General features: G+C 65.3%; 24 protein-coding genes. 17 read left to right on the top strand and 7 right to left on the bottom strand.

Going from position 1 to position 24248, the window contains the following annotated elements; all coding sequences use genetic code 11:
• Positions 1–128 precede the first annotated feature (128 nt).
• Positions 129–1784: an energy-dependent translational throttle protein EttA gene (gene ettA, locus jaqu_RS19865; RefSeq protein WP_043920778.1), complete on the bottom strand. Its 1656-nt coding sequence runs from the start codon at positions 1782–1784 to the stop codon at positions 129–131.
• A 145-nt stretch (positions 1785–1929) separates the two neighbouring features.
• Between ettA and jaqu_RS19870 the strand changes: the two genes are divergently transcribed.
• Complete coding sequence (locus jaqu_RS19870; protein ID WP_043920779.1) at positions 1930–2529, top strand: nicotinate-nucleotide adenylyltransferase; 600 nt, start codon at positions 1930–1932, stop codon at positions 2527–2529.
• On the opposite strand, the gene jaqu_RS19875 is transcribed toward jaqu_RS19870, so the two are convergent.
• Positions 2526–3371, bottom strand: a complete 846-nt coding sequence (locus jaqu_RS19875) for a DMT family transporter (protein ID WP_043920780.1) — start codon at positions 3369–3371, stop codon at positions 2526–2528. The genes jaqu_RS19870 and jaqu_RS19875 overlap by 4 nt on opposite strands.
• Positions 3372–3457: 86 nt before the next feature.
• Here jaqu_RS19875 and dacB point away from each other — a divergent pair, with 86 nt between their 5' ends.
• The 6 genes from dacB to jaqu_RS19905 all read left to right on the top strand — a co-directional run bounded on the left by dacB (position 3458) and on the right by jaqu_RS19905 (position 7292).
• A complete protein-coding gene (gene dacB, locus jaqu_RS19880) occupies positions 3458–4918 on the top strand; it encodes a D-alanyl-D-alanine carboxypeptidase/D-alanyl-D-alanine endopeptidase (protein WP_043920781.1) in 1461 nt (486 codons plus the stop codon).
• The gene (locus jaqu_RS19885; protein WP_043920865.1) at positions 4915–5367 is read left to right on the top strand and encodes a tRNA (cytidine(34)-2'-O)-methyltransferase; all 453 of its coding nucleotides are present in this window, start codon (positions 4915–4917) and stop codon (positions 5365–5367) included. Before dacB ends, jaqu_RS19885 begins: the two co-directional genes overlap by 4 nt.
• A gap of 25 nt (positions 5368–5392) precedes the next feature.
• Positions 5393–5734, top strand: coding sequence for a DUF5665 domain-containing protein (locus tag jaqu_RS19890; protein WP_236687910.1), 342 nt, complete (start codon positions 5393–5395; stop codon positions 5732–5734).
• Positions 5731–6204, top strand: coding sequence for a DUF427 domain-containing protein (locus tag jaqu_RS19895; RefSeq protein WP_043920782.1), 474 nt, complete (start codon positions 5731–5733; stop codon positions 6202–6204). The genes jaqu_RS19890 and jaqu_RS19895 overlap by 4 nt, the downstream gene beginning before the upstream one ends.
• 182 nt (positions 6205–6386) lie before the next feature.
• The gene (locus jaqu_RS19900) at positions 6387–6932 is read left to right on the top strand and encodes a hemerythrin domain-containing protein (RefSeq protein ID WP_043920783.1); all 546 of its coding nucleotides are present in this window, start codon (positions 6387–6389) and stop codon (positions 6930–6932) included.
• Between the two features lie 84 nt (positions 6933–7016).
• Positions 7017–7292 carry a hypothetical protein gene (locus tag jaqu_RS19905; protein WP_043920785.1) on the top strand — a complete coding sequence of 92 codons (276 nt, stop codon included), beginning with the start codon at positions 7017–7019 and terminating at the stop codon, positions 7290–7292.
• A gap of 56 nt (positions 7293–7348) precedes the next feature.
• On the opposite strand, the gene jaqu_RS19910 is transcribed toward jaqu_RS19905, so the two are convergent.
• The gene (locus jaqu_RS19910; protein WP_043920786.1) at positions 7349–7531 is read right to left on the bottom strand and encodes a PLDc N-terminal domain-containing protein; all 183 of its coding nucleotides are present in this window, start codon (positions 7529–7531) and stop codon (positions 7349–7351) included.
• Between the two features lie 122 nt (positions 7532–7653).
• Between jaqu_RS19910 and jaqu_RS19915 the strand changes: the two genes are divergently transcribed.
• Both jaqu_RS19915 and jaqu_RS19920 read left to right on the top strand, forming a co-directional pair.
• The gene (locus jaqu_RS19915; protein ID WP_043920787.1) at positions 7654–7896 is read left to right on the top strand and encodes a DUF4160 domain-containing protein; all 243 of its coding nucleotides are present in this window, start codon (positions 7654–7656) and stop codon (positions 7894–7896) included.
• Positions 7880–8128: a DUF2442 domain-containing protein gene (locus jaqu_RS19920; protein WP_043920789.1), complete on the top strand. Its 249-nt coding sequence runs from the start codon at positions 7880–7882 to the stop codon at positions 8126–8128. Before jaqu_RS19915 ends, jaqu_RS19920 begins: the two co-directional genes overlap by 17 nt.
• 37 nt (positions 8129–8165) lie before the next feature.
• Here the strand turns inward: jaqu_RS19920 and jaqu_RS19925 are convergent, their stop codons facing one another.
• Together jaqu_RS19925 and uvrB are read right to left on the bottom strand one after the other, a co-directional pair.
• The gene (locus jaqu_RS19925) at positions 8166–8771 is read right to left on the bottom strand and encodes a hypothetical protein (RefSeq protein WP_043920790.1); all 606 of its coding nucleotides are present in this window, start codon (positions 8769–8771) and stop codon (positions 8166–8168) included.
• Between the two features lie 63 nt (positions 8772–8834).
• The gene (gene uvrB, locus jaqu_RS19930; protein WP_043920791.1) at positions 8835–11027 is read right to left on the bottom strand and encodes an excinuclease ABC subunit UvrB; all 2193 of its coding nucleotides are present in this window, start codon (positions 11025–11027) and stop codon (positions 8835–8837) included.
• A gap of 170 nt (positions 11028–11197) precedes the next feature.
• On the opposite strand from uvrB, the gene jaqu_RS19935 reads away from it, so the two are divergent.
• The 5 genes from jaqu_RS19935 to jaqu_RS21915 all read left to right on the top strand — a co-directional run bounded on the left by jaqu_RS19935 (position 11198) and on the right by jaqu_RS21915 (position 17910).
• The gene (locus tag jaqu_RS19935; RefSeq protein WP_043920792.1) at positions 11198–11509 is read left to right on the top strand and encodes an ETC complex I subunit; all 312 of its coding nucleotides are present in this window, start codon (positions 11198–11200) and stop codon (positions 11507–11509) included.
• Between the two features lie 270 nt (positions 11510–11779).
• Positions 11780–12478, top strand: coding sequence for a hypothetical protein (locus jaqu_RS19945; protein ID WP_043920794.1), 699 nt, complete (start codon positions 11780–11782; stop codon positions 12476–12478).
• Between the two features lie 1009 nt (positions 12479–13487).
• Entirely contained in the window at positions 13488–14471 is a 984-nt protein-coding gene (locus jaqu_RS19950) for an SAM-dependent methyltransferase (protein WP_141134284.1), read from the top strand.
• Between the two features lie 44 nt (positions 14472–14515).
• Positions 14516–17473: a capsular polysaccharide export protein, LipB/KpsS family gene (locus jaqu_RS19955; RefSeq protein WP_052501091.1), complete on the top strand. Its 2958-nt coding sequence runs from the start codon at positions 14516–14518 to the stop codon at positions 17471–17473.
• A 170-nt stretch (positions 17474–17643) separates the two neighbouring features.
• Positions 17644–17910, top strand: a complete 267-nt coding sequence (locus jaqu_RS21915) for a hypothetical protein (RefSeq protein ID WP_141134285.1) — start codon at positions 17644–17646, stop codon at positions 17908–17910.
• A 723-nt stretch (positions 17911–18633) separates the two neighbouring features.
• Here the strand turns inward: jaqu_RS21915 and jaqu_RS21500 are convergent.
• A complete protein-coding gene (locus jaqu_RS21500) occupies positions 18634–19017 on the bottom strand; it encodes an aldo/keto reductase (RefSeq protein ID WP_043920797.1) in 384 nt (127 codons plus the stop codon).
• 130 nt (positions 19018–19147) lie between these two features.
• The gene (locus jaqu_RS19970) at positions 19148–20203 is read right to left on the bottom strand and encodes an ABC transporter ATP-binding protein (protein ID WP_043920798.1); all 1056 of its coding nucleotides are present in this window, start codon (positions 20201–20203) and stop codon (positions 19148–19150) included.
• Positions 20204–20333: 130 nt separating this feature from the next.
• Between jaqu_RS19970 and malE the strand changes: the two genes are divergently transcribed.
• From malE to malG, 3 genes are read left to right on the top strand one after another with little or no spacing between them, the layout of a single operon-like run.
• Positions 20334–21497: a maltose/maltodextrin ABC transporter substrate-binding protein MalE gene (gene malE, locus jaqu_RS19975; RefSeq protein WP_043920799.1), complete on the top strand. Its 1164-nt coding sequence runs from the start codon at positions 20334–20336 to the stop codon at positions 21495–21497.
• 22 nt (positions 21498–21519) lie between these two features.
• On the top strand, positions 21520–23055 hold the full coding sequence (gene malF, locus jaqu_RS19980) for a maltose ABC transporter permease MalF (RefSeq protein WP_043920800.1): 1536 nt from the start codon (positions 21520–21522) through the stop codon (positions 23053–23055).
• 25 nt (positions 23056–23080) lie between these two features.
• The gene (malG, locus tag jaqu_RS19985; protein ID WP_043920801.1) at positions 23081–23971 is read left to right on the top strand and encodes a maltose ABC transporter permease MalG; all 891 of its coding nucleotides are present in this window, start codon (positions 23081–23083) and stop codon (positions 23969–23971) included.
• The last annotated feature ends 277 nt before the right edge of the window (positions 23972–24248 follow it).

The raw sequence follows: 24248 nt of genomic DNA on the forward strand, positions 1-24248 counted from the left end.
CGAGCCCCACCACGGAACGCTTGGATCGACATGGCGCGGGTCAGATCCCCGCCGCGCCCTCCGGCGCCCCCCTGCGGAGGGTCAGGCCCATGCCAGAGCAACATGCGTCCGACATGGCAGGGTCCTCTTTACCGCGTGAATTTCTTGTACTTCACCCGCGTCGGCTCCAATGCATCGGGACCGAGGCGTCGCGCCTTGTCTTCCTCGTAGGCTTCGAAGTTGCCCTCGAACCATTCGACATGGGCCTCGCCCTCGAAGGCGAGGATGTGGGTGCAGAGGCGGTCGAGGAAGAACCGGTCGTGCGAGATCACCACCGCGCAGCCTGCGAAATCGGCGATGGCATCCTCAAGGGCGCGCAGCGTCTCGACATCCAGGTCGTTGGTCGGCTCGTCGAGCAGCAGAACGTTGCCGCCCTCTTTCAGGAGACGGGCCATGTGGACGCGGTTTCGCTCTCCTCCCGAGAGCAGGCCGACCTTCTTCTGCTGGTCCCCGCCCTTGAAGTTGAAGCTGGAGCAATAGGCGCGGGAATTGACCTCCGCGTCGCCCAGCTTGATCAGCTCGGCCCCGCCGGTGATCGCCTCCCAGACCGTGTAGTCGGCGTTCAGGTCATCGCGGGACTGGTCGACATAGGACAGCTTGACCGTGTCGCCGTATTCGACCGTTCCTTCGTCGGGCTGCTCCTGTCCCGTCAGCATACGGAACAGGGTCGACTTGCCGGCGCCGTTCGGCCCGATCACGCCGACGATCCCGCCGGGCGGCAGGGCGAAGGTGAGGTCCTCGATCAGCAGGCGATCGCCATAGGCCTTCTTGAGCCCGTCGACCTCGATCACCTTGGAGCCGAGACGCGGCCCGTTCGGGATGATGATCTGGGCGCGGCCGACCTTTTCGCGCTCGGACTGGTTCGCCATCTGCTCGTAGGCCTGGATCCGGGCCTTGGACTTGGCCTGACGGGCCTTGGCGCCGGCGCGGATCCATTCGAGTTCCCGCTCCAGCGTCTTCTGGCGGGACTTGTCTTCCTTCGCCTCGCGGGCCACGCGTTCGGCCTTCTGCTCCAGCCAGGCCGAATAGTTGCCCTCGTAGGGAATGCCCCGGCCCCGATCGAGTTCGAGGATCCAGCCGGTGATATCGTCGAGGAAATAGCGGTCGTGGGTGACGATCAGGCAGGTGCCCTTATAGTCGATCAGGTGCCGCTGAAGCCACGCGATCGTCTCGGCGTCGAGATGGTTCGTCGGCTCGTCCAGCAGCAGCATGTCCGGCGCTTCGAGCAGCAGCTTGCAAAGCGCCACGCGGCGGCGTTCGCCACCGGACAGGTTGGCGGGCATCGCCTCGTCCGGCGGGCAGCGCAGCGCCTCCATCGCGATGTCGATCTGCGCGTCGAGATCCCACAGGCCCGCGCTGTCGATCTCGTCCTGGAGCTTGGCCATCTCCTCGGCGGTTTCGTCCGAGTAGTTCATCGCCAGTTCGTTGAAGCGGTCCAGCTTGGCCTTCTTCTCGGCGACGCCGAGCATCACGTTCTCGCGGACGGTCAGGCTTTCATCGAGTTGCGGCTCCTGGGGGAGGTAGCCGACCTTTGCCCCCTCGGCGGCCCAGGCTTCGCCCTGAAACTCCTTGTCCTGACCGGCCATGATGCGCATCAGCGTCGACTTGCCCGTGCCGTTGACGCCGACGACGCCGATCTTCACGCCCGGCAGGAAGCTGAGGCGGATGTTTTCGAACACCTTCTTGCCACCCGGATAGGTCTTCGAGACCCCGTCCATGTGGTAGACATACTGATAGCTGGCCATCTGTCGCGCTCCCTTCGGGATTTGGCCGGGATGTAGTCGGGGCGCGCGGCGGGCGCAACGCATCGGCGCACCACCCGGCCGAAGGATGATGGCCGCCATCCGGTCCGCCTTGCCCTACCCGCCGGAACGGGCCTAGCTGCGCGGCATGCGATTGGCGTTTCCCTCTGCCCGGCCCGGCATGGTCGTGGGTCTTCTGGGCGGGTCGTTCGATCCCGCCCATGCCGGACATGTACACATCACGCGCGCCGCGCTCAGCAGGTTCGGCCTGGACCGCGTCTGGTGGCTCGTATCCCCGGGGAACCCCCTCAAGACGTCAGGTCCGGCGCCGCTGGACAAGCGGCTGGGACGGGCCCGTACGATGATGCGGCATCCCCGCGTAGAGGTGACCGATCTCGAAAGCCGGCTGGGCACCCGCTACACCGCGCGGACCCTTCGGGCGATCCGGCTGCTCTATCCCGGCCGGCGGTTCGTCTGGCTGATGGGCGCGGACAATCTGGCGCAGTTCCACCTGTGGGACGATTGGCGGACCATTCTGCGGACGACGCCTGTCGGCATCGTCGCCCGGCCGGGGGAACGCATGCGCGCGCGCATGTCACCGGCGGCCCACGCCTTTCGCAGGTGGCAACTCCCCGAGGCGCAAAGCCACCGGCTGGGCCGGACGGACCCGCCGGCCTGGTGCCTCATCAACGTTCCGATGCATCCGGCCTCCTCGACCGATATCCGGCGCGCCGGAGACTGGTCCTAGCGCCGGAACGCGAGCGTACCGAAGCCTGCGGAGAGCAGGAGGACGAGACCGGCAAGCGTGATCCCATCGGGCCAATTCCCGAAAACCGCCCAGCCGAAGAAGGTGGCCGAGATCAGCTGGAAATAGACGAAGGGCGCCAGCACGGTCGCCCCCGTCCTGCGGAAGGCGAGGATCAGGATCAGGTTGCCCGATGCCGATGCCACGCCCGAAACCAGAAGCAGCCCCGCCACAGTCGCATCCATCGCCGGGACCGTCCCGGCCAGCCCGAGCGGCGCCAGCATCAACGTCCCGAGCAAGGTCTGGGTCATCATCAGTTGTCTGGGCGGGGCGATCGTCGCCAGCCAACGCGATGTGGTCAGGAATGCCCCGTAGAGCAGGCCCGCCGCCAGCGCGAAGCCGACCCCGGACGTCACGCCGAAGCCGGGACGGACCACCAGCAGCACCCCGCAGAACCCGACCAGTACGAGCACCGACTGCCCCGCCGAGATCCGCTCCTTCAGAAGCCAGGCCGACAGCCCGTAGGAGAAGAGAGGCCCCACGAAGAACGCGCCGAAGACGGTCGCCATCTCTTCGGTCCGCAGCGCCGCCAGAATGCATCCGATCCCGCCCGCGATGAGGCCCGCGCGCAGCCAGATCCGCCAGTCCCGGTAGAGCCACCACATCACGCGTTCGCGCAGCAGGATCGCGACCATCGCCGCCCCGACCGCAAAGCGCGCAAAGGCGACGAACGGGGGGCTCGCGCCGTAGGTGCCGGTCAGCAGCTTGCCGGCCGCATCGCCCATGGGGATCAGTGACATCGCGGCGAACATCAGCGCGACCGATCCGAGTGTGTGGCGATCCATACACAGCGCGCTAACAGGCGCGCACGGCCTTCACAACGGGCGCCGGGCGGGGCATCAAAAGCATGTTGGGTGAAAGGGGAACGTGAATGATGCATCGGCGCAGCTTTCTGTCCGGCATTCTGACGACGGCCGCGCTTCCGGCTTGTGCGAACGCGCCGGAGACGTCAGCGCGTCCGGTCCTCAAGCCGGACGACATCCTCGCCCGGTCGGCCGCTGCGGCCGAACGGCTGGTCGCCTCCGCCAATCTGGGCGGAGACGTGTCCGCAGTGGTCGCCGATGCGCGAACCGGCGAGATCCTCGAGACCTACAATCCGATCCGCGCATTGCCGCCGGCCTCGGTCACCAAGGCGGTCACGGCCCTCTATGCCATAGAGACACTGGGCGCGGAGCATCGCTTCTCCACGCGGCTCGTCGCCACGGGTCCGATTTCGAACGGACGGCTGGAGGGCGACCTCGTGCTCGTCGGCGGCGGGGACCCCTCGCTCGACACCGACGGGCTGCACAACCTCGCCGCGTCCGCCAAGGCCGCCGGTCTGCGCGAGGTGACGGGGCGGTTTCTCGTGTCGTCCGGCGCACTGCCCACGATCGAGCGCATCGACCGGTCCCAGCCCGAGCATGTCGGCTACAATCCCGCCGTGTCGGGCCTGAACCTGAATTTCAACCGCGTCCACTTCTCGTGGGAACGGGGGGGCAACGGATACCGGACCACCATGGACGCCCGGACGGGCCGGTTCCGTCCCGACGTCACCACGTCGACGATGCGCATCGCCGACCGGAGCATGCCGGTCTATACCTACGACACGCGCGGCAGCGTCGATGCCTGGACCGTGGCGCGGGGGCAGTTGGGCGGATCGGGATCGCGCTGGCTGCCGGTGCGGAACCCCGCGCTCTATGCCGGCGACGTGATGCGCACGATGCTGAGGTCCGAGGGCATCGTCGTTCCGGCAGCCGAGCGCATGACGGGCCTGCCCGCCGGACAGACGATCGCCACGGAGACGGGGGCCGCGCTCAACCGCGTGGCACGCTCCATGCTGCGCTATTCTACGAACCTCACCGCAGAGGTCATCGGCCTGTCCGCCTCGGCACAGCGGGGGCTGGACCGGGCGACGCTGGACGCCTCGGGCGACCTGATGACCCGGTGGCTGGGCCAGCGGGCCAGCGTGACGCGCGCCGACTTCGACGATCATTCGGGGCTCAACGGGACAACGCGCCTCAGTGGCATCGGCATGGTCAAGATGCTGACGGCGCCGCGAGCCGAGGGCATCCTGCGGCCGATCCTCAAGGAGATCACCATCGAGGGCACGCAAGCCAACATCCCCATCCAGGCCAAGACCGGGACGCTGAACTTCGTGTCCGGCCTGGGCGGCTACTTCAACGCCTCCTCCGGTCGTCCGCTGGCCTTTGCGACCTTCTGCGCCGATACGCGGCGCCGGGCCGGCCTGTCGGTCTCCGAGCGGGAACGCCCGCAAGGGGGCCGCGCCTGGGGGCGGCGCGCGCGCAGCCTGCAATTCGACCTGATCGAGCGGTGGTGGGCCGTCCACGCGTGAGCGCGGGCCCCGCGATCGTCCTGGTCGAACCGCTGATCCCCGGAAATACCGGGACCATCGCGCGGACCTGCGCGGCGCTTCAGGTCGATCTTTGCCTCGTCGGCCCTCTGGGATTCGACATCGCCGACAAGGCGGTAAAGCGGGCGGGTCTGGATTACTGGCCCCATGTGCCGCTGCAGATCTATGACGACTGGGACGATTTCGTTGCGCGACGGGCGCCTGAGGCGCTCTTCGCGTTCGAGGAATGGGGCGAGGCCTCCGTCTACGATGTGGCTTGGCCAACCGACGCACATCTCGTCTTCGGATCCGAGACTGTGGGGCTACCTCGGCGGATCACCGGCGAGGCGACCGTCGTGCGCCTGCCGATGCGCTCCCCGCATGTGCGGTCGCTGAACCTCGCGAATGCCGCCACGGCGGCCGCGTATATCGCCTTCCGCGCCTTGCTCTGACCCCGCGCGCTGGTAGGGTCCGCCCATGAGCGACGAACGCGATGCATTTCTCGACGAAGTGGCGGCCCTGAGGCGGGAGATCGCGGTGATGAACCGTCACCGCTTCATCAAGGTGCACAATTCGATGCCCCGTCTCATCCTGTTCCAACTCGCACGCGGGTTAGCCTTCGGGTTGGGAACGGTGTTGGGGGCGTCGGTCCTCCTGTCGGTGCTGGCGTGGTCCCTGAGCCAGATCGACTTCATCCCGATCATCGGCGACTGGGCGCGGGAGATCATCGCGCTCATCCAACCCGAGATCGACGTCGACGTGCGAGTGGAGAGCGACGGCTCGACCACGGTCGAAGGCGACACGACGCCAAACGAATGACCGGCCTGCCCGCCGAGAACGTGCAGGACTATCCCCGGCCACCGGCTTTGGAGCGGGTGCCGCAGCGGGTAGAGATCCGGCTGGGCGGCCAGAAAATTGTCGATACGTCAGAGGCTTGGCGCGTCTGCGAGACGCACCATGCGCCGACTTACTACATCCCGGGCGACGCCATCGGGGCGGAGATCACGCAGGCGCGGGGGCGGTCCTTCTGCGAATGGAAGGGGGTCGCGCGGTATTGGTCGCTGGCCGCCGGAGGAACGGTCGCGCCGCGCTGCGCCTGGGACTATCCCACTCCGACGAAACGGTTTTCCGCGCTGAAGGATCACTTCGCGATCTACGCTCATGCGATGGATGAATGCCGGGTCGGCGGGGTGCCGGTGACCCCTCAGCCGGGGGATTTCTACGGCGGCTGGGTGACCCCCAACCTGACCGGAATCGTCAAGGGCGGACCGGGGACCGAAGGCTGGTGAGAGCCGTTCACGAAGGTTAACCGGACACCGAAATACCCCGAAAAACCTGTGCACCCCCTGTGCACCCCCCGTACACCCCCTGTGCAGACATGCGGCAGACCTGCGCCTCGTTAACACTGGTAAACGGCTCGGCCGCGCCCGATCTACGGGATCGGCCCGATGGACGGGCAGGAGGACGGGCCATGGACGGATCGCTGGATCTCGCGACGCGCGACGGACTGCCGGAGGCCCTACGCGTCCTGCTGGCCGAGATGCCGCGTTCGGGCTGGCAGGATCATCCGGAATACGGGCCGCTGACGCAGTTCTGGCTGGAGCGGCACCTCAACTTCCGCCGCTTGCTGGATCTGCTGCAAGGCGATCTCACGGCGCGCGTCGATGGCAAGCTGGATCCGCGCGACCACGCCGCGCGGCTGTCGCGGCTGGGCGGCATGTTCCTGGGCGAATTGCAGCAGCATCACACGATCGAGGATCAGGTCTACTTCCCCAAGCTTGCCGCCCATGCGCCCGAGCTGGCCCGGGGGTTCGAGCTGCTGGACGCCGATCATCACGCGCTCCACGAGGAACTGGAGGGCTTTGCCACCGAGGCCAATGCCGTCCTGCGCGGAGAAGCTGCCGCCCCGCTGGAGGCGCGGGTGGCGCAGATGCACCGCTTCCTCGACCGACACCTGACCGACGAGGAAGAGATCGTCGTCCCGGTGATCCTGAAAGTGGGCGAGGGTCACCTCTGACCCCAAGCCGGGGGCGGCTTGGGCCCGCCCCTCGGCATTCCGGGAAGGCGTGCTAGATCACGACCGAACGCAAAGGAGGCGGGTATGGAAGCATTCTTCGAAGGGCTGGGCCTCGCGGCGCTGATCGTGCTGGCGCTGGTGGGCCTGGGCGTGGGCGGCGTGATCGGGCTGATCACCGGCCGCAAGGTGGCCGTCTACGCCCTGATCGGCGCGGTGGCGGCGATGGCGACCCCGTTCCTGCTGGCCGCGCTGGGCGTCACGGTGCTGGCCGCCGGGGGCATCCTGCTGGTTGCGGCGGTCGGGGCCGTGGGCGCGGCGGTGATCGTGGGGATCGTGCGGGCGGTGTCGCGGAAGGGGTGAGACGATGTCCCCGAGGCCAAGAGCCCCGGGCGTGCGGTCTTGCCTTCGTCGTGCGATCAGGCCGTCGCGTGGCCCTTGGGGCCTGCGATGAACCAGGCGATGACGCCCAGGACGGGGAATATCAGGATGCCCAGCGTCCAGAGGACCTTCGCCATGGTCGAGGCGCCGGACGTGACCACGTGGTAGATCGCGTAGATGTTGAGCGCGAGGACCAGCAGGCCGATGATGCCATATTCCATGGGTTTCTCCTTGTGACTGAGGGAGAAACGAGGGGGTGTGGGGGATGGTTCCGGAGTGGTGGAGGCGGGAATAGGAACGAACGCTTGCCCGATGGGACGTCAGCGGGCTAGCGTTTGCGCCGATGCCGACTGTGTTTCGCCATGATGGCTTCCGGTTCTTCTTCTATTCGAATGAAGGCGATCCGAGAGAGCCGGTTCATATCCACGTGATGGGGCAGGGCGGTGAGGTTAAGTTCTGGCTGATGCCGGATGTGACTGTTGCGCGTTCCGATGGTTTGGACGCGCGGACGTTGCGGCGGCTGGCCAAGGTGGTCGCAGAACACGCGAACGAGATCGAAAGGGCTTGGGATGAGCATTTCCGCTGAGAGCGTGCGGTTCGATCAGGACCAGATGTGGGTCTCGCTGAGCGATGGCCGTGTACTAGGTGTGCCGCTGGCTTGGTTTCCTCGATTGATGGGGGCGTCGCAGGCGGAGCGGGAGGCCGTGGAGATCAGCGCATTCGGGTTGCACTGGGAAGGGCTGGACGAAGATGTGTCAGTGGCAGGGTTGCTTTCGGGGCGTGGGGATGCGGGCGGTATTGGCGGTGAGGCGGCTTAAGCAGATCTGCTCGTATCATTTAGCGATATTGTCTAGATTATTCCCTGATCGCTTCTAGCATTGCCGACATATGAGCAAGTTCACCCCGCAGCAAATACTTTAGTTTGTCGGAAGATCCAGGAAACGTGTGAAAGGTCCCTGCCTTCACATCGAAGACTGCAAATTTCATATCAGGATTATATTCGGCCAGCGCATTCCTCATCATGAGGCCTGCTACCTGTGCCTTCAGCTTGGAGAGCTTCGCTTTCCTCAGGAATAGCTTGATGGCGTATCTGTCGCCATCAATAACTAATCCCATTTCTGGGTTGATCGAAACTCTGAATTCAGTCGTGTCGATCGACGCCGTTGGCGGATCGATCCAAGATACCGTGCCTTGCTTCGACCTCCATTTTAAATAGCAGTCTATCGTTTCCCTAAAGTTTTTCTGCTTCTTCTCGTTCTGCGCGTTGATAAACTCTTCCCAATCAGGCGCGACGCCTGACCGCTCGTAGTTCCTGAGCTTCTCTCGCACACGCTTATGGTAATCAGTTTTAGCATCGTATGGCGTATTACCCTGCCTCCAAGCTTGCAGAGCAGTAGTCGCTTTCGGCTCTCCACTCTGCGCGATGAAATCGAGAAACTTTGTAAAGCTGACGCTGATCATAACGACGGACCTATTTGTTCACGGAACGTCCTGAGAACTTTTGCCGGATATGTCAACGATTCGCTACCGCCCCCCGCCCTTCTTCCGCCTCTTAACATTTCCCCCACGCTGCCCTGGCCGCCCCGCGGTACTCCGCCCCTCGGCCTTGCGGGCGTCCTCGACCGCCTGCGCCACCGCCGACTGGCGCGCGAGGGGATCGTCGGACACCACCAGATCGACCTGCTCCAGGCGCTTGACCTCGTCGCGGAGTCGCGCCGCCTCCTCGAATTCGAGGTTCTCGGCGGCCTTGCGCATCTGGGTGCGCAGGGCGTCCAGGTGGGCCTGCAGGTTCGCCCCGGCCATGGGCTTGTCGACCTTCGCGGTGACGCGGCTCATGTCGACGTCGCCCTTGTAGAGCCCGGCCAGCACGTCCTCGACGTTCTTCTTGACGGTCGCGGGGGTGATGCCGTGTTCCTCGTTATAGGCGATCTGCTTGGCGCGGCGGCGGTCGGTCTCGGCGATGGCGCGCTCCATCGAGCCGGTGATGCGGTCGGCATACATGATGACGCGGCCGTCGGCGTTGCGCGCGGCGCGGCCGATGGTCTGCACGAGCGAGGTCTCGGAGCGGAGGAACCCCTCCTTGTCGGCATCGAGGATCGCGACCAGCCCGCATTCGGGAATGTCGAGCCCCTCGCGCAGGAGGTTGATGCCGATCAGCACGTCGAAGGCGCCCAGCCGCAGGTCGCGCAGGATCTCGATCCGCTCGATCGTGTCGATGTCGCTGTGCATGTAGCGGACCTTGATGCCCTGCTCGTGCAGGTACTCGGTCAGGTCCTCGGCCATGCGCTTGGTCAGCGTCGTGACCAGCGTGCGGTACCCTCGCGCCGAAACGCGGCGGATCTCGTCCAGCAGGTCGTCCACCTGCATGTCGACGGGGCGGATCTCCACCTCCGGGTCCAGAAGGCCGGTGGGGCGGATGACCTGCTCGGTGAAGACGCCGCCGGTCTGCTCCAACTCCCATGCCTGGGGGGTGGCGGAGACGAAGACGGATTGGGGGCGCATGGCGTCCCATTCCTCGAACTTGAGGGGGCGGTTGTCCATGCAGGAGGGCAGGCGGAACCCGTGCTCGGCGAGGGTGAACTTGCGTCGGTAGTCGCCGCGATACATGCCACCGATCTGCGGCACCGAGACATGGCTTTCGTCGGCGAAGACGATGGCGTTGTCAGGGATGTATTCGAAGAGCGTGGGCGGCGGCTCTCCGGGGGCGCGGCCGGTGAGGTAGCGGGAATAGTTCTCGATCCCGTTGCAGACGCCGGTGGCCTCCAGCATCTCGATGTCGAAATTGGTGCGCTGCTCCAGCCGCTGGGCCTCCAGCAGCTTGCCCTCGTCCTGAAGCTGCTTCAGGCGGACGGCCAGTTCCGCTTTGATGTTCTTGATCGCCTGCTGCATCGTCGGGCGCGGCGTGACGTAGTGGCTGTTGGCGTAGACCCGGATCTTGTCCATCTCGGCCTGCTTGGCGCCGGTCAGGGGGTCGAACTCGATGATGCTTTCGAGTTCTTCGCCGAAGAAGGAGAGGCGCCAGGCGCGGTCCTCCAGGTGAGCGGGCCAGATCTCCAGGCTGTCGCCCCGCACCCGGAAGCTGCCGCGCGCGAAGGCCGCATCGTTGCGGCGGTATTGCTGGGCCACGAGGTCGGCCATCACCTTGCGCTGGTCGTACTCGTGCCCGGCGTGCAGGTCCTGGGTCATCGCGCCGTAGGTCTCGACCGAGCCGATGCCGTAGATGCAGGACACGGATGCCACGATGATCACGTCGTCGCGTTCGAGCAGCGCGCGGGTCGCCGAGTGGCGCATCCGGTCGATCTGCTCGTTGATCTGGCTCTCCTTCTCGATATAGGTGTCCGAGCGCGGCACGTAGGCTTCGGGCTGGTAGTAATCGTAGTAGCTGACGAAGTACTCGACGGCGTTGTCGGGAAAGAAGCCCTTGAACTCGCCGTAGAGCTGGGCCGCGAGCGTCTTGTTGGGCGCCAGGATGATGGCGGGGCGCTGCGTCTCTTCGATGACCTTGGCCATGGTGAAGGTCTTGCCCGTTCCGGTCGCGCCCAGCAGGACCTGATCGCGCTCGCCGTCGAGGACGCCCTGCGCCAACTCCACGATGGCCGTGGGCTGATCGCCCGCCGGTGCGAAATCGGTCTTCATGACGAGGCGCTTGCCGCCTTCCAGCTTGGGGCGCGCGGCGGGGGCGCGCGACATCATGGGCAGGTCGTCGATCACGTCCATGGGGCTCTCCGGGAATGAAGGGGAAATGTCGGTGCCCGGCGGGTCAGGGTCAAGGGCGGCGGGACGGGCTGCTGCCATGGCGGGCCGTGACCCTTTGCCCGCCTGCCTCCCCTTGCCTCGGGCGGGGATGGGCCGCTATCTGGTCCCCGCAACGATCCTACGGAGCCCCAATGCGCGCCCGCATCTTCAAGCCCGCCAAGACGGCCATGTCCTCCGGCACCGCGAAGACCCGGGACTGGGTGCTGGAATTCGTGCCCGACACGCCTCGCGAGATCGATCCGCTGACCGGCTGGACCGGATCGCGGGACACCCAGGCGCAGGTGCGCCTGTCTTTCGAGAGCCGCGAGGAAGCCGAGGACTACGCCAGGGATCGCGGCATCGACTACGTGGTCCTGCGGCCGCAGAAGCGGAAGACGAACATCCGCGCCGGCGGCTACGGAGAGAACTTCGCCACCAACCGCCGAGGCGCCTGGACGCATTAGGGGCCGTTCCGGGGGCCGCAGGGCCTGTCTGCGGTGGGGTCGGTGCTCTTGCTTCGGAATTGGCCCGCGACGTCCGCATGTCTCTCCTCTCCGGTCATTGCCTGCCGGAGATAGGCCAGCGCCGCGGCGTCGGCGGCGGGCCGACGGAAAGACCCGCAACCGAGAATCGTCACGCGGCCGCCCACTTTGTTCCCGTTTTTCAGGCGAGCGAAGGCACGGACTGGCAGATGACGGGATGAACGGATGACGTGTGCGACTTTCCGGTGGGTCATGGTTCTGCTCGCCGTTCATGCGACACAGGCGATGGGGCAATCGCCCGACCGCCTGACACAAATGGAAGACGCGGTATTTGCCGCCGCCCTGGCAACGCCGCGATCGCCGGAAGAGATGGCTCGGGCCCTCGCTCCTGCGCTTGGCACGCAAGAGATCCGCGACACGTCCGAACTGGCTTTCGAGAACGAGGCCGGGCTCACCTTCGAAGGATGGAACCTGACGATTCAAGAGGATCTGCCCTACCGGCATCATGACGTGACCTGCACGACGGTGCCGGTCGAGACGGCCAGGCAGGTGTGGGATCTGGACGATCCCTTCGGAGAGGGTTCACCCTACCCTCCGGCTCTCAATGCGCTGGTCTTTGGAACGCAAGAGACGATCGACTCGCCCGATCTGCAATACGTCACGTCATGCGTTGGCGCCCTGCACCTCGGTCGTGTCGAACCCGACGTCGATGCGATCAACGCGTGGTACGACCGGCTGAACGAGCGGATCGACGCCATCGGGCTCGATAGTGTTCGAGAATCCCCCGAGACCGAAGGACTTCCGGCCGGGATACTTCAGGGACGTGGCCGGATTTGCGATGATACGACCTGTATTCTGATCGTCGCGCCTTGGGCGATGTTGTGGGACGATGGGACGTCCGGCCAGGTCAGCCTCGACGTCTTGACGGTGCAGATCGCACCGAGAAGGTGATCCGTCGCCAGACAGATCGGCCTTCCGGACGACAACGGCTCCGACTGGATGCTCTCGCCGCTGCACGTCCTCCTCGCAGAGGGCCGGCTGGTCCTCCGCCAAAATCAATTCGTGGCGGGGCTACCCAGTCTTCGGAGGACTGCGGAATCGTGACCGCCCCCGGCACATTCGCATGGCCCCGACCCTGTCCGGAGAGAGGCCGGCGGTACGGGACCTGCGCCACGCGGCTACCTTGCGCCCGGACCTCGGCGGGGGTGTCCCGCCGGGCGGCGCTTGGCATCAATCGCCCTCGAACGCGCAGAGCGCGTGGACGGGTTGGCTAATCGCTTCCAGCCGCGGCCGCATCGAGCGCTCCGTCTGCGCACCGGTCCCATGGCGTCGGTCGTCCGCACGCCTCAGCGGAGCCGTGTCGACATGCCCGATTTCGCCGTCTTCGCCGACCGGGCAGACAGCCTCGGCTGGCGCGCCGTGCTGGTTGCGAAACCCCCGCAGCGATCCGGATGGATCCGGATCGCGGGCGGCTCACGAATGCGGAAGGCCGGCCCGTCACGAAAGCCTGATGGGCTATTGATAGTCCCTCTGTCTCCTCCGTTTCGTTGGCTGGGCGCAGTTCATGCCGCCAAGACTGATCGCGTGTGGATCGCGCCGGCAACGTCGGTCGATCACGGAGCACTGTCCTCCGACTCCAGCTGGAGAGCCCGGTGCAGCAGCGGCTCCTGCTGCACCGGCTCGATGCGATCCTATACTTCTGCCTCGTGCCAGGCACGAGGGCCCTGCACCACGGTCTTGGCGAACGACTTTGGATCAACCCAACGCTGCGCGTGGGCCGGCCTTACGGATGAATTCCTAGCGTGCGCCGCAGGGGGAGGACGGCGATGCGAAACGGTTGGTCTGAACACTGCGGACGATCGGTTCTCCCGCCAGGATCTCGACGGCCGTCTGGCCCGGGCATTCCACCTCCGACATTGCGGCACGCGACAGGCGCCCGCTCTCGATCACACGGTCGCGGGTGACGCAGGTTCTGCCAAGCCGCCCGGACAGGATGCTGGGGTACTGGGAGGCATCCGGGACTTCGTTTCATCAAGTGATTTCCCTTAACGCATTCGGGGGCATTTGGGAGATCACTTTGCGAAAGCACGAGGCCAACATCGCGCCGCGCTGTCCAGCCCGGGATCGGAGGCGGCGTGCCCTCGACTGCCCAGCCGTCGCTTGCTCCCGGAAAGGCAGCACAATAGACCCAACCGTGCAAACGGCAAAGGCGCCGGCCGATCTGCGCTGCCCGGGCCGGACAGATGGGGACGATGTACAGATGAGCGATCCAGATGCCGGACGATTCGCGCTACGGGGCGTCAAACTCAGCATCCCGCGTGCGCTGTTATCGGAACGGATGCTGGAAGCGTTTCAGTCCGGCAAGTACGAGGCGCTTGAAGCGCGCTACCTCCATTGCTTCCTGCGGGATGGCGACCGCCTTCTCGAACTGGGCGGTGGCGTCGGCTACCTGTCAGCGCTCGCCGGAAAGACGGTCAATCTCGATGCGTGCTGCGTCGTCGAAGCCAACCCGGTCCTGTGCGAGACGATCCGCGATACCCATCGGAGAAACGGCTTTGACTATGAGGTCATCAACGCCCTTGCCTGTCCGCCCAGCGACGACGATGCCGAGACGGCTGCATTCTACTTGCGCAAGAATTTCTGGGGATCGTCGCTCGACGGCTCCGCGGCCTACGAAAAGAAGATAGAAATCGCCAAGCTCGATCTGCAGAAGCTCATCGACCGGTTCGCACCAACCGTGATCATCTGCGACATTGAAGGAGCGGAAGTCGACCTCGTGCCGGCGACGGATTTTCGCGGCGTCGAGCGCCTCTATTTCGAGCTGCACAAGTCGCAGACCGGGAAAGAGGGGATCGCGCGGTTGTTCAAAGCCCTTCACGCGCAGGGCTTTGGCTACGATCCCGACAACTCCGTCGGCGCGGTTGTGCTCTTTGAACGGCTGTAGCTGGTCCGGGGCGATACGGGTCTAGGCAAAACTGGAGAACTGGAATGGGTTCTGACGATCGGACGCCTGGGAAGTTGACCGCTATCGTGCCGGTCAGGCTCGGGGCGAGCGTCTTCGAAGGCGAGGCGCGGTTCAGGTCGATTGTGAGCAATGTTCCCAAGGACACCTTCGACGTGCTCGTCGTCGATTTCGGCAGCAGCGCCGAGGAAGCCGGTCGCATCAACGAGATCTGCGATGGCATCGAGGGCGTCCATGTCGTCCGGGTCGAGGCCGAAGACCGGGCATTTTCGATCGGTGAGGCGCGGGACATCGGCGTACAGCACGCCCGGACCGATATCGTCATGTTTCACGATATCGATTTTACCGCGCCGCCGGAGATGTATCGCAAGATCCATGCCGAAGCCTATGGCCGACGCATGGACGTCAACGCCTACGACTTCTTCTGCGTGCCCGTTCTATTCCTCAGCGAGGCGGGCACCGAGACCTGGCGCGAGGAGCACGACACCCTTCAGGCGGACGAATTGATCTACGGCTGGCACGCACGGGTCATCGAAGGGGCCCATGGCTTCGTCGACTCGATCGCCTACGGCAGCTCAGCGATCGTGGCGAACCGCCACACGTATCTCGCTCAGGGCGGGCACAATCGGCAGTTCTACGGCCATGGGGCCGAAGATTACGACCTTCTACACCGCCTTGCGGATACTTGCCGAAAGGGGCCCCGCACTGCGCGCTACTACGAGGACCGAAAGTCCAACAACATAACCGAATATGCTGGTTTCCGGCCGTACTTCGCACTCTACGGGATCGATGTCTTTCAACGCGGTGTATTCTTCGTCCACCTTAACCATCCCCGCCGCCGGATCCCCGACTATTTCCAGTCACGGCGTAACTTCGAGATTCTGCGCAACGTCATGGTGCAGTTCGATCGGTCCGGGTATCGGCCGGACCCTCTCGAAGATGTCCAGAGCGATGAGCGGACGTTGCTGCTGGTCGAGCCCGACAGCCGAAGCGATCGTGCGATGCGGTTCGCCAAGCCGGACATGGGTCGGATCCACCGCGTGCCGGAGGCCCGGTTCACAGACGTCGACGGAGTGCTGCGCTACGTTGACGACCATGCGATCACGCGGATCGGCTTCCTTAATCCCTACGGCAACCGGCTAAGGCGGCATATCTATGAGGGCGTCCGCGCGCGCGGCCTCCCGCTCTGGACCTTCGATCGTGGCGCACTTCCCGACAGCTGGTTCTTCGATCCGGGCGGCTTCAACGCCGACAGCGCGACATACCACGTCCCAAATCGCCCCGCCGAGCTGACCCCGGAGGAGCGCCTCAAGATCGATCGCTATGTGCGTGACCTCAGGATCAGCGGCGCGACGCTCGAAAGCAACGGAAGCCGGAAAGGTCCCGAATACTGGCGCCAAGTGCTCGGTCTCGGCAATCGCAATGTTATCTTCATTCCGCTCCAACGACCCAATGACACAGTGATCCGGTTTTTCGCGGGCGATGTCGGCCGGGTCGAGACCTTCGCCTCATGGATAGACAGCCTGTCAGAGCGACTTGATCCCAGTCGCTGGGAGATCGTCGTAAAGAAGCATCCGCTCGAAGACACGGTGCCTCCGCTGGCGAATGCTCACGTCGTGCCGGACGACGCGAATATCTACGATCTGATCGAACTGGCGGAAAAGGTCGTGCTGATCAACTCGGGCACCGGAGTGCTGTCGATGGCCTTCGATACGCCTGTCATCACCTGCGGGCAGACCTTCTACGACGTCGAGGGCGCAACCTACGCGGCCTCCAACGCCAAGCGCCTTATCGAGCTGTGCGAAACCGATCTCGCGTTCGATCGGGACGCGGCCCGCCGGTTCCTCTTTCACCTGACGGACAGGGTCTACTCCTTCGGCACGCCGAGTTACGACGAACGCCGGGATTTCGCGGGCTCGAAGGTTCGTCTCGTGCGGGATATCAAGTTCCGCGAGATCAGGGGGCTTGGGCCGACACGCGTCCTCGGCACGCCGCGGAAGGGGCCATCGCTCAACTCGCCCTTGTTCTACTCCTTCGGCGGAAAGCGCGGAATCGAGGAAACGGCGGAAGAGCTGAAGGGGACGGGTGCCGAGGGGGTCGTCGACAAGACGCAGATCCCGAAAGTCCATGCCGCCGGCGGCTCCCGCGTCCGGGGCCGCGGCCACCGTTTCGAGTATGGCAGCCTGCTGAATGCGGCGCGGACGGAAGGCAGTCCGGAAGGCGAGGCCGCCGTGAAGGCGATCGACGCCCTGGTCGGAGGGCAGAGGTTTCCGGTCCAGCTTGGAGACCGCGCGCATTGGTCCGACGCGTGGAACACGCGGATCAATGTCGAAGGCCCTTCGCTGATCCTGTCCCTGCTGCCTTTTGCGCTCGAGTCCGACCGTGCACAGGTCGGCCTGCTCCTTCAGACCAAGGACGATCGAAGAACGCTCGGTCTCGACCAGGACGGCCGGAGCGTTCGGACAGTGCGGATCGCGCCGCATCTCTTCCTCGCACATGTCAGGTTGATCGGTCTGGGAAAGACCGTCTTGACGATGGATCATCCCTGCACGGCCGCGGAGATCGTCGCGGTCAACGAGTTGCCCGCGGAGGGCGACGAGCCGCGCGTCCCGATCGGGCCGGAGCATCGGCGCAAGCTGAGGGTCTTTACCCTGAATGGCTCCGTCGCAATCGGGACCGACGGGATCGCGCATGCCGTAGTGATCAGCAACGGCACCGGGATCCCGATCGATTTGCGGCGGTCGGACTGCACGATCCAGGTCCGCGTCAAGTCAGAAGATCGCAAGACCTTTCAGGCGTTTACCGGGCAGCTTCCGCCGATCCTCTATCCTGGCGTCAACATATTCGAGTCAGGCACCAGGCTGGACGTTTCGAAGGCCGCAGAGCACGAGGCCCGCTTCATCTACACCGACCTGCGGCTCGGATCGGGCGAGTTCCTCAGCGCCGGGTTCGACGTCCCGCTGGCGCAGCCCCCCGCGACATAGGCCGACGGCCGTCCGTCATCTTCCGGTAGAGCGACTGAGCTGTTCGGAGACGCGGAGGAGACGTCTGACGGAATCAGTGACGCAAATCGGACCGGCTCTGCGACCGCGCCCGCAGCGCCGGGATCGCATCCCGCAAGATCAGCCCGTTCGAGGGTACGGGCGTCCGCATCATGGATCCTGAACCCGCGCATCCGTGCCAACAGCGCGTCACCCATCCCGCGATTACAGAGAACAAATACCTGAGCGCCGTCCTGGCCCACATCAAGGAAGAACAAGAAAAGGCCGCGCCGCCACCAAAGGTCAAACCGGTCAGCGCGAAGAATGTCTACAAAAAGACTGGCCGCCGACCGCGAGGCCGAGCTTCAAAAATGGAAGCCTATTATGAAGGGTGTCGCAAAGAACGGGTGGAAGAAGCTTCAGAATTTGTAAACGATTGATATCGCGCTGTTTGCGTAGTTTCGAAAAATAGACGCGGCGATAACGCCATGTTGCTTCATCAGTGCGTTGCCGGTAGCCCCCCCGAACAACGGAGAGACGATCTTGTTGCGATATCCTTTTACTTCGGCTGGCCTTGCAGCCTTATCGTTGTTGTCCTCTGAAGCATATGCCGACGTTTCTCTAAACGAAGTATTCGATGCATGTGAAGTCAGCGTAGTTCAGAGCACAAATGCCCCATTGCTGAGTTTAGGCGATGTCATTGACCAAAACGAACACCAACAACGCATCCGCTTGGACACCGAAGTCGGAACACTGGTAGCCACGATTCTCCCGCCACCGTTTAACACTGTGCTCGGCTGTATCTTGTGGGGAGGACATCCCGATTTTGAGGCCGAGTTCGCAAACGAATGGCAAGATTAGGTCGAGTGGGAAGAAGCCGAAGGGGCGGCCAGACGTTGGCATCAAGATCGCCTAGCGGTGTCTGGAAGCATTGATTTGACGGACACCCAGCAGCCAGGCTTTGTCGTGGCTCGGTGTGACGTCCTAGAAAACGGGATAGTGCTTGCGAACCAACCTGCCGTAACAGGGGTGATGCGTCAGATACTTCCCAATCTGGACCCGCCACCAAGCCCGAAAGTGTTTTTCCAATTCAGTGTGATAAGAGCTTTACCGGGTAGATGCCAAGCTGCCGTCGATGAGCGCACGGACCAATAAGGCGGCGCTTACATCGCTACGCATTTCAACACTGCAAAAGCAGTCTTTTCCCTATCCCGCAAAGCCAGCCAGGGCTGCGATATCTCAGGTCTCCGCCCTGTCAGGCTTTGCTGCCGTCGCGCACTGCGGTGACGCTTCTGCTTTGCAAGCCGAGTGACGTTTCTGAATGGTTGCAACACCCCGCGTGCGGCGATCCAGCATCCGATGATCTCCTCGGAGACACCGCCCGAAGAGACATCCGCCGTGTCGATGAAGGTGCCGCCGCGTTCCGCGAAGGGGTCAAGCTGGCATATGGCGTCGGCCTCGGGCGTCTCGGCTCCGAACGTCATCGTTCCAAGCGACAGGCGCGAGACGATGGGGCCGTTGCGGCCGAATTGCCGGGTCTGGATCATGGCGGGCCTTTCGCATCCGGCCGCCGACCGATGCGGCGGCGCGGGATCAGGCTAGACCGACGACGGATCCGGAGGGCAGAGCCCAGCATCGCAAGCAGGATTGCACGGATGAGAGGCTCCTGGCCTCGCCTCAACCCAAGCGGCGGCCGCCTTCGCCCGGATCGAAGAAGCAGATGCGCGACGTGTCGACCGCAAGCGCGGGCTCGGCGCCCAGCCCCGCCCGAGCAGGCAGGCGCGCCGTGACCGGCTTGCCGGCGAGATCGAAGCGTAGATAGAGGTCCGAGCCGGTATTCTCGATCATGTCGGGGCGCACCGGCAGGTCGCCACCCGGCCCGAAGGCTTCGGGCCGGATCCCCGCGATCACCTCGGCCCCCGGCGCGGCCCCGGCGGGCGGCGCAGACAAGGCGATCGACCGTCCGTCCCCGAATTCGAGCCGCCCCTCACCCAGTCGCGCGGGCACGAGGTTCATCGACGGCGAGCCCATGAAATCCGCAACGAAGGTATTGGCTGGCGCATCGTAGATCTCGGCGGGCGTGCCGGCCTGCTGTACCACGCCCCCGTCCAGCACGACGATCCGGCTGGCCAGCGTCATCGCCTCGATCTGGTCGTGGGTGACATAGACGATGGACGCGCCCGTGGTCTGATGCAGCCGCCGGATCTCGGCGCGCATCTCGACGCGCAGCTTGGCGTCGAGGTTCGACAACGGCTCGTCGAAGAGAAACAGCGCCGGATCGCGCACCAAGGCGCGCCCCATGGCGACACGCTGCCGCTGCCCGCCCGAGAGCTGGCCGGGGCGCCGGTCCAGCAGCGGTCCAATCTGCAGGAGCCCTGCCACCTCCTCGACCTTGGCGCGCTGGACGTCTCGATCAATGCCGCGGACCTTCATGCCGAAGGCGATGTTCTCGCGCACGGACATCGTCGGGTAGAGCGCGTAGCTCTGGAACACCATGGCGATGTCCCGCTCGCGCGGGGGAAGGTTGGTGACGTCCCGACCCGCGATCTCGATGGTGCCCGAGGTCGTCTCCTCCAGGCCCGCGATGCAGTTGAGCATAGTCGACTTGCCGCAGCCCGAGGGGCCGACGAGCACCAGGAACTCGCCCTGGGCGATGCTTGCGTCGATGCCGCGCAGCACATCCACCGCGCCATAGGACTTGCGCAGGGCAGTCACCTTCAACGCGTCGGTCATGGGCGGGTCTCCTCCGTGGCCGCGGCGCGGCGGGCCGCCGCGTTGCGCGCGGCCGTTGGCGCTGCAATCCTGCGCCCATCGGCCGCAGGGCGCAACGGTGCCGCCGGTCGCACCCCAGGGAGGATTTCGAATGACCAGAACCTTGACGCTCGCCCTGCTGCTCGCCGGCACGGCCCTGCCCGCCGCCGCCCTGGAAGACGGGACGATCGTGATCTGGACCGGCGCGAATCGCGACCAGGACGCCCTGCGCGCCGCCATCGCGGGCTTCACCGAGGATCTGGGCATCGAGGTCGTCGTGGAAGAGGTCGATCCCGACCTGCCGCAGAAATTCCAGCAGGCCGCCGCCACCGGCGACGGGCCCGACATCGTGATGTGGGCGCATGACCGCTTAGGCGAATGGGCTTCGGGCGGGCTGATCGCGCCGGTGCAGCCCTCGGGGGCGTGGACCGACGGCGTGCTACCCTCGGCCATGGACGCGGTCACCTTCGACGGCCGCGTCTGGGGCTACCCGGTCTCGGTCGAGGCCGTCCACCTGATCTACAACACCGACCTCATCTCCGAGCCGCCCGCCTCCTTCGAGGAGGTTGCGTCGCTCGAGGTGCCCGAGGGCGTGGCCCCGATCATGTGGGACTACAACAATACCTACTTCACGATGCCGCTTCTGATGGCTGGCGGCGGCTATGCCTTCCAGAAGGTCGACGGCTCCTACGACGGAACGACGACGGGCGTGAACACCGAGGGCGCCGTCGCGGGCGCAACGGTGCTGGACGGGCTCGTCGAGGACGGGGTGATGCCGCCGGGCGTCGACTACGGCGTCATGGATGCGGCGATGAACAAGGGCGAGGTGGCGATGGTGCTCAACGGCCCCTGGGCCTGGGGTGCGCTCGAAGACAGCGGCATCCCCTTCGCCGTCGCACCCATTCCCACGGTCAACGGCAACCCGGCGCCACCCTTCCTCGGGGTCATCGCGCTCGGCATCAACGCGGCTTCTCCCAACACGGACCTCGCTGTCGAGCTGATCGAGAACTATCTCCTGACCGACGAGGGGCTTGCGACATGGAACGGCTCAGGTGCGCTGGGCGCTCTGGCTGACACCTCCGCCGCCGAGGCGCAGGACGATGCCAACGTCTCGGGCATGCTGGCTGTCGCCGCCGACGCGGTGCCGATGCCATCGAATCCGGAGATGGGCGCGTTCTGGGCTGCGATGGCCCCGGCGCTGACCAATATCACCAGCCAGGCGCAGGAGCCGCAGGCGGCGCTGGACGACGCGGCCACCCGCATCCTGGGCGAGTGAGGCGCAGGCCGAGGCGGCGTCCGTGACGACCCTGGAGGCGTCAGATCCAGCCCCCGCCGCCGCCGCGCGTTGGGCGGGACTGGCGGTGGTGGGGCTCGTGGTGCTGGCCACGCTCTACGCGGCCTTCACCCTCTATCTGGCGGGCCAGCCCCTGCTGGGCGTGCTGATGCTGGTGCTGGCGGGCGCGGTGGCGGCGATCTTCTCGCGCCCCGCCTTCTACGCGACGCGCTTCATCTTTCCCGGCCTCGTCGCCGTCGCCGTCTTCATCGCCTTCCCGGTCGCCTACACGATCGGGCTTGGCTTCACGAATTACTCGTCCTTCAACCTGCTGACCTTCGAGCGCGCGACCGAGGTGATCCTCTCGCGCGGCACGGTCGACCCCGAGACCGAGCAGCCCTTCGCCCTGATCCCGGACGGCGACGGCCTGCGCCTCGCCCTGCCCGAGGCGGGCCTGATCTCCGAGCCGCTCGCCCTCGACGGCACCGAGACCGAGATCGTCCTTGCTCCCGGCACCCCGGCGGCCGAGCCGCTGGCGATGCGCGATGTCGTCGCCCGTCGCGCGGCCCTCCAGGCGTTGACGCTCACCGGACCCGATGGGCTGCGCCTGCAATCCAGCGGCCTGCGGAGGTTCGCGGCGATCACGCCCGAATACACGCCCCGGCCCGACGGCACGCTCCTGGGCGCCGGCGGCGACGTGCTGACGCCCAACCACGAGATCGGCTTCTACGAGACCGAGACCGGTGAGGCGGTCGCCCCCGGCTGGCGCGTCTTCGTGGGCCTCGAGAACTTCGAGCGCATCTTCGCCTCCGAAGGCATCCGGGGTCCGATGGTGTCGATCTTCCTCTGGACGGTGGCCTTCGCCTTCCTCTCGATGGCGGGCTGCTTCGCAGTGGGACTGACGCTGGCGGTGATCCTGCAATGGCCCCATCTCGCGGGCCGCGGGATCTACCGGATCCTGCTGATCCTGCCCTACGCGGTGCCGGCCTTCATCTCGATCCTCGTCTTCCGCGGCCTCTTCAACCAGAACTTCGGCGAGGTGAACCTGATCCTCGAGGCGCTGTTCGGCCTCCGCCCGGAATGGTTCACTGATGGCGGCCTGGCCCGGACGATGATCGTCATCGTCAACATCTGGCTGGGTTATCCCTACATGATGCTGCTGGCGATGGGGTTTCTTCAGAACGTACCCGCCGACCACAAGAAGGCCGCCGCCCTGGAAGGCGCGGGCGCGATGCGCGTGTTCTTCACGATCACCCTGCCCCAGATCGTGCCGCCCTTCCTGCCGCTGCTGATCGCCACCTTCGCGTTCAACTTCAACAACCTGGTGCTGATCCTGCTGCTGACGCGCGGGCTGCCCGACATCCCCGGCACGGTCATTCCGGCGGGCCAGACCGACATCCTGGGCTCTTTCACCTATCGCATCGCCTTCACCGACAGCGCCCAGCAATTCGGCCTCGCGGGGGCCATCACCTTCCTGATCTTCGTGGTCGTCGCGGCCCTGGCCTATGCCAACTTCGTCGCGATGCGGCGCGCCGCCGACCGGCGGTTCAAGGGCACCTGAGGCGGCACATGAGAGGACGCATCATATGATCGTCGAGCATCCGGGCCGCCTGCGCCTCAAGAAGATCGCCGCCCATGGCTTTCTGATCGGGTTCCTTGTCCTGATCATGTTCCCCTTTCTCGTCGTCGTCTCGATCTCGTTCCGCGAGGGGAACTTCACGACCGGTTCGCTCCTGCCCGAGAATCCGACGCTGGAGCATTGGTATCTCGCCTTCGGGCTCGACTATGTGCGCGCCGACGGAACGGTGGTCGAGCCGCCCTACCCGGTCCTGCGCTGGATGTGGAACAGCGTGAAGATCGGCCTCGTCGCCTCGGCGGGGATCGTGGCGCTGGCGACGATCTCGGCCTACGCCTTCTCGCGCATCCGGTTCCGCGGGCGGGCGGGGATGCTGGACGCGCTCTTCATCATCCAGATGTTTCCGACGACGCTAATGCTGGTCGCGCTCTTCGCGATCTTCGACAATCTGGGCGAGGTCACCCCGATCCTCGGCATCGACGCCCACACGGCCCTGATCCTGATCTACATGAGTCAGATCACCCTGCATGTCTGGACCATCAAGGGCTATTTCGACGCGCTCGATCCTGCGCTGGACAAAGCCGCCCAGATCGACGGCGCGACGCCCTGGCAAACCTTCCGGCACGTGTTCCTGCCGCTCGCGGTGCCCATCGTGGCGGTCGTCTTCGTGCTCAGCTTCATCGGAGTGATCAACGACTACCCCATTGCCTCGGTGCTGCTGCGCTCCGAAGAGCAACTGACCCTCGCCGTGGGCTCGCGCCTCTATCTCAACGAGTTCCGCTATCTCTGGGGGGATTTCGCCGCCGCCGCGATCCTGTCCGGGTTGCCGATCACGGTCGTCTTCATGATCGCGCAGCGCTACCTCGTCGCGGGCCTGTCGGAGGGGGCGGTCAAGGGCTGAGGCCCGTTCCCATCCCCGATCGAATTGCGGCACGACCATATCCGTCGCCATCTGGCTTGATCGGATCACGTCACGTCCGGTTGCAGCGCGGGCACATCTGAAACGCACGGTCCTACGGGACGCGGCAAATCCGTGCTTCGTCCGCAAGACCCGACTTCATTGCGTCATTGCGACACCTTATCCGCATCTCCCATCTCGGCGGCACCGGCAATGGGGCTGACGGCTGTTCCGCGGTGCGGGCCCCGCGAGACGTGGCCACCTCGTGCCCGGACCTCGG

Origin of the sequence: Jannaschia aquimarina, from assembly GCF_000877395.1 — a bacterium.
Classification (GTDB): Bacteria; Pseudomonadota; Alphaproteobacteria; order Rhodobacterales; family Rhodobacteraceae; genus Jannaschia; species Jannaschia aquimarina.

What these genes read in the sequence shown, in the direction of transcription:
- uvrB (WP_043920791.1), bottom strand. Translation starts at nt 11,027, where the DNA reads ATGGACGTGATCGACGACCTGCCCATGATGTCGCGCGCCCCCGCCGCG.
- jaqu_RS19970 (WP_043920798.1), bottom strand. Translation starts at nt 20,203, where the DNA reads ATGACCGACGCGTTGAAGGTGACTGCCCTGCGCAAGTCCTATGGCGCG.
- jaqu_RS19945 (WP_043920794.1), top strand. Translation starts at nt 11,780, where the DNA reads ATGGTTCTGCTCGCCGTTCATGCGACACAGGCGATGGGGCAATCGCCC.
- jaqu_RS19905 (WP_043920785.1), top strand. Translation starts at nt 7,017, where the DNA reads ATGGAAGCATTCTTCGAAGGGCTGGGCCTCGCGGCGCTGATCGTGCTG.
- jaqu_RS19920 (WP_043920789.1), top strand. Translation starts at nt 7,880, where the DNA reads ATGAGCATTTCCGCTGAGAGCGTGCGGTTCGATCAGGACCAGATGTGG.
- jaqu_RS19925 (WP_043920790.1), bottom strand. Translation starts at nt 8,771, where the DNA reads ATGATCAGCGTCAGCTTTACAAAGTTTCTCGATTTCATCGCGCAGAGT.
- ettA (WP_043920778.1), bottom strand. Translation starts at nt 1,784, where the DNA reads ATGGCCAGCTATCAGTATGTCTACCACATGGACGGGGTCTCGAAGACC.
- jaqu_RS19870 (WP_043920779.1), top strand. Translation starts at nt 1,930, where the DNA reads ATGCGATTGGCGTTTCCCTCTGCCCGGCCCGGCATGGTCGTGGGTCTT.
- jaqu_RS19900 (WP_043920783.1), top strand. Translation starts at nt 6,387, where the DNA reads ATGGACGGATCGCTGGATCTCGCGACGCGCGACGGACTGCCGGAGGCC.
- jaqu_RS19890 (WP_236687910.1), top strand. Translation starts at nt 5,393, where the DNA reads ATGAGCGACGAACGCGATGCATTTCTCGACGAAGTGGCGGCCCTGAGG.
- jaqu_RS19895 (WP_043920782.1), top strand. Translation starts at nt 5,731, where the DNA reads ATGACCGGCCTGCCCGCCGAGAACGTGCAGGACTATCCCCGGCCACCG.
- jaqu_RS21500 (WP_043920797.1), bottom strand. Translation starts at nt 19,017, where the DNA reads ATGATCCAGACCCGGCAATTCGGCCGCAACGGCCCCATCGTCTCGCGC.
- jaqu_RS21915 (WP_141134285.1), top strand. Translation starts at nt 17,644, where the DNA reads ATGGATCCTGAACCCGCGCATCCGTGCCAACAGCGCGTCACCCATCCC.
- jaqu_RS19875 (WP_043920780.1), bottom strand. Translation starts at nt 3,371, where the DNA reads ATGGATCGCCACACACTCGGATCGGTCGCGCTGATGTTCGCCGCGATG.
- malG (WP_043920801.1), top strand. Translation starts at nt 23,081, where the DNA reads ATGATCGTCGAGCATCCGGGCCGCCTGCGCCTCAAGAAGATCGCCGCC.
- jaqu_RS19910 (WP_043920786.1), bottom strand. Translation starts at nt 7,531, where the DNA reads ATGGAATATGGCATCATCGGCCTGCTGGTCCTCGCGCTCAACATCTAC.
- jaqu_RS19915 (WP_043920787.1), top strand. Translation starts at nt 7,654, where the DNA reads ATGCCGACTGTGTTTCGCCATGATGGCTTCCGGTTCTTCTTCTATTCG.
- dacB (WP_043920781.1), top strand. Translation starts at nt 3,458, where the DNA reads ATGATGCATCGGCGCAGCTTTCTGTCCGGCATTCTGACGACGGCCGCG.
- malE (WP_043920799.1), top strand. Translation starts at nt 20,334, where the DNA reads ATGACCAGAACCTTGACGCTCGCCCTGCTGCTCGCCGGCACGGCCCTG.
- jaqu_RS19955 (WP_052501091.1), top strand. Translation starts at nt 14,516, where the DNA reads ATGGGTTCTGACGATCGGACGCCTGGGAAGTTGACCGCTATCGTGCCG.
- jaqu_RS19935 (WP_043920792.1), top strand. Translation starts at nt 11,198, where the DNA reads ATGCGCGCCCGCATCTTCAAGCCCGCCAAGACGGCCATGTCCTCCGGC.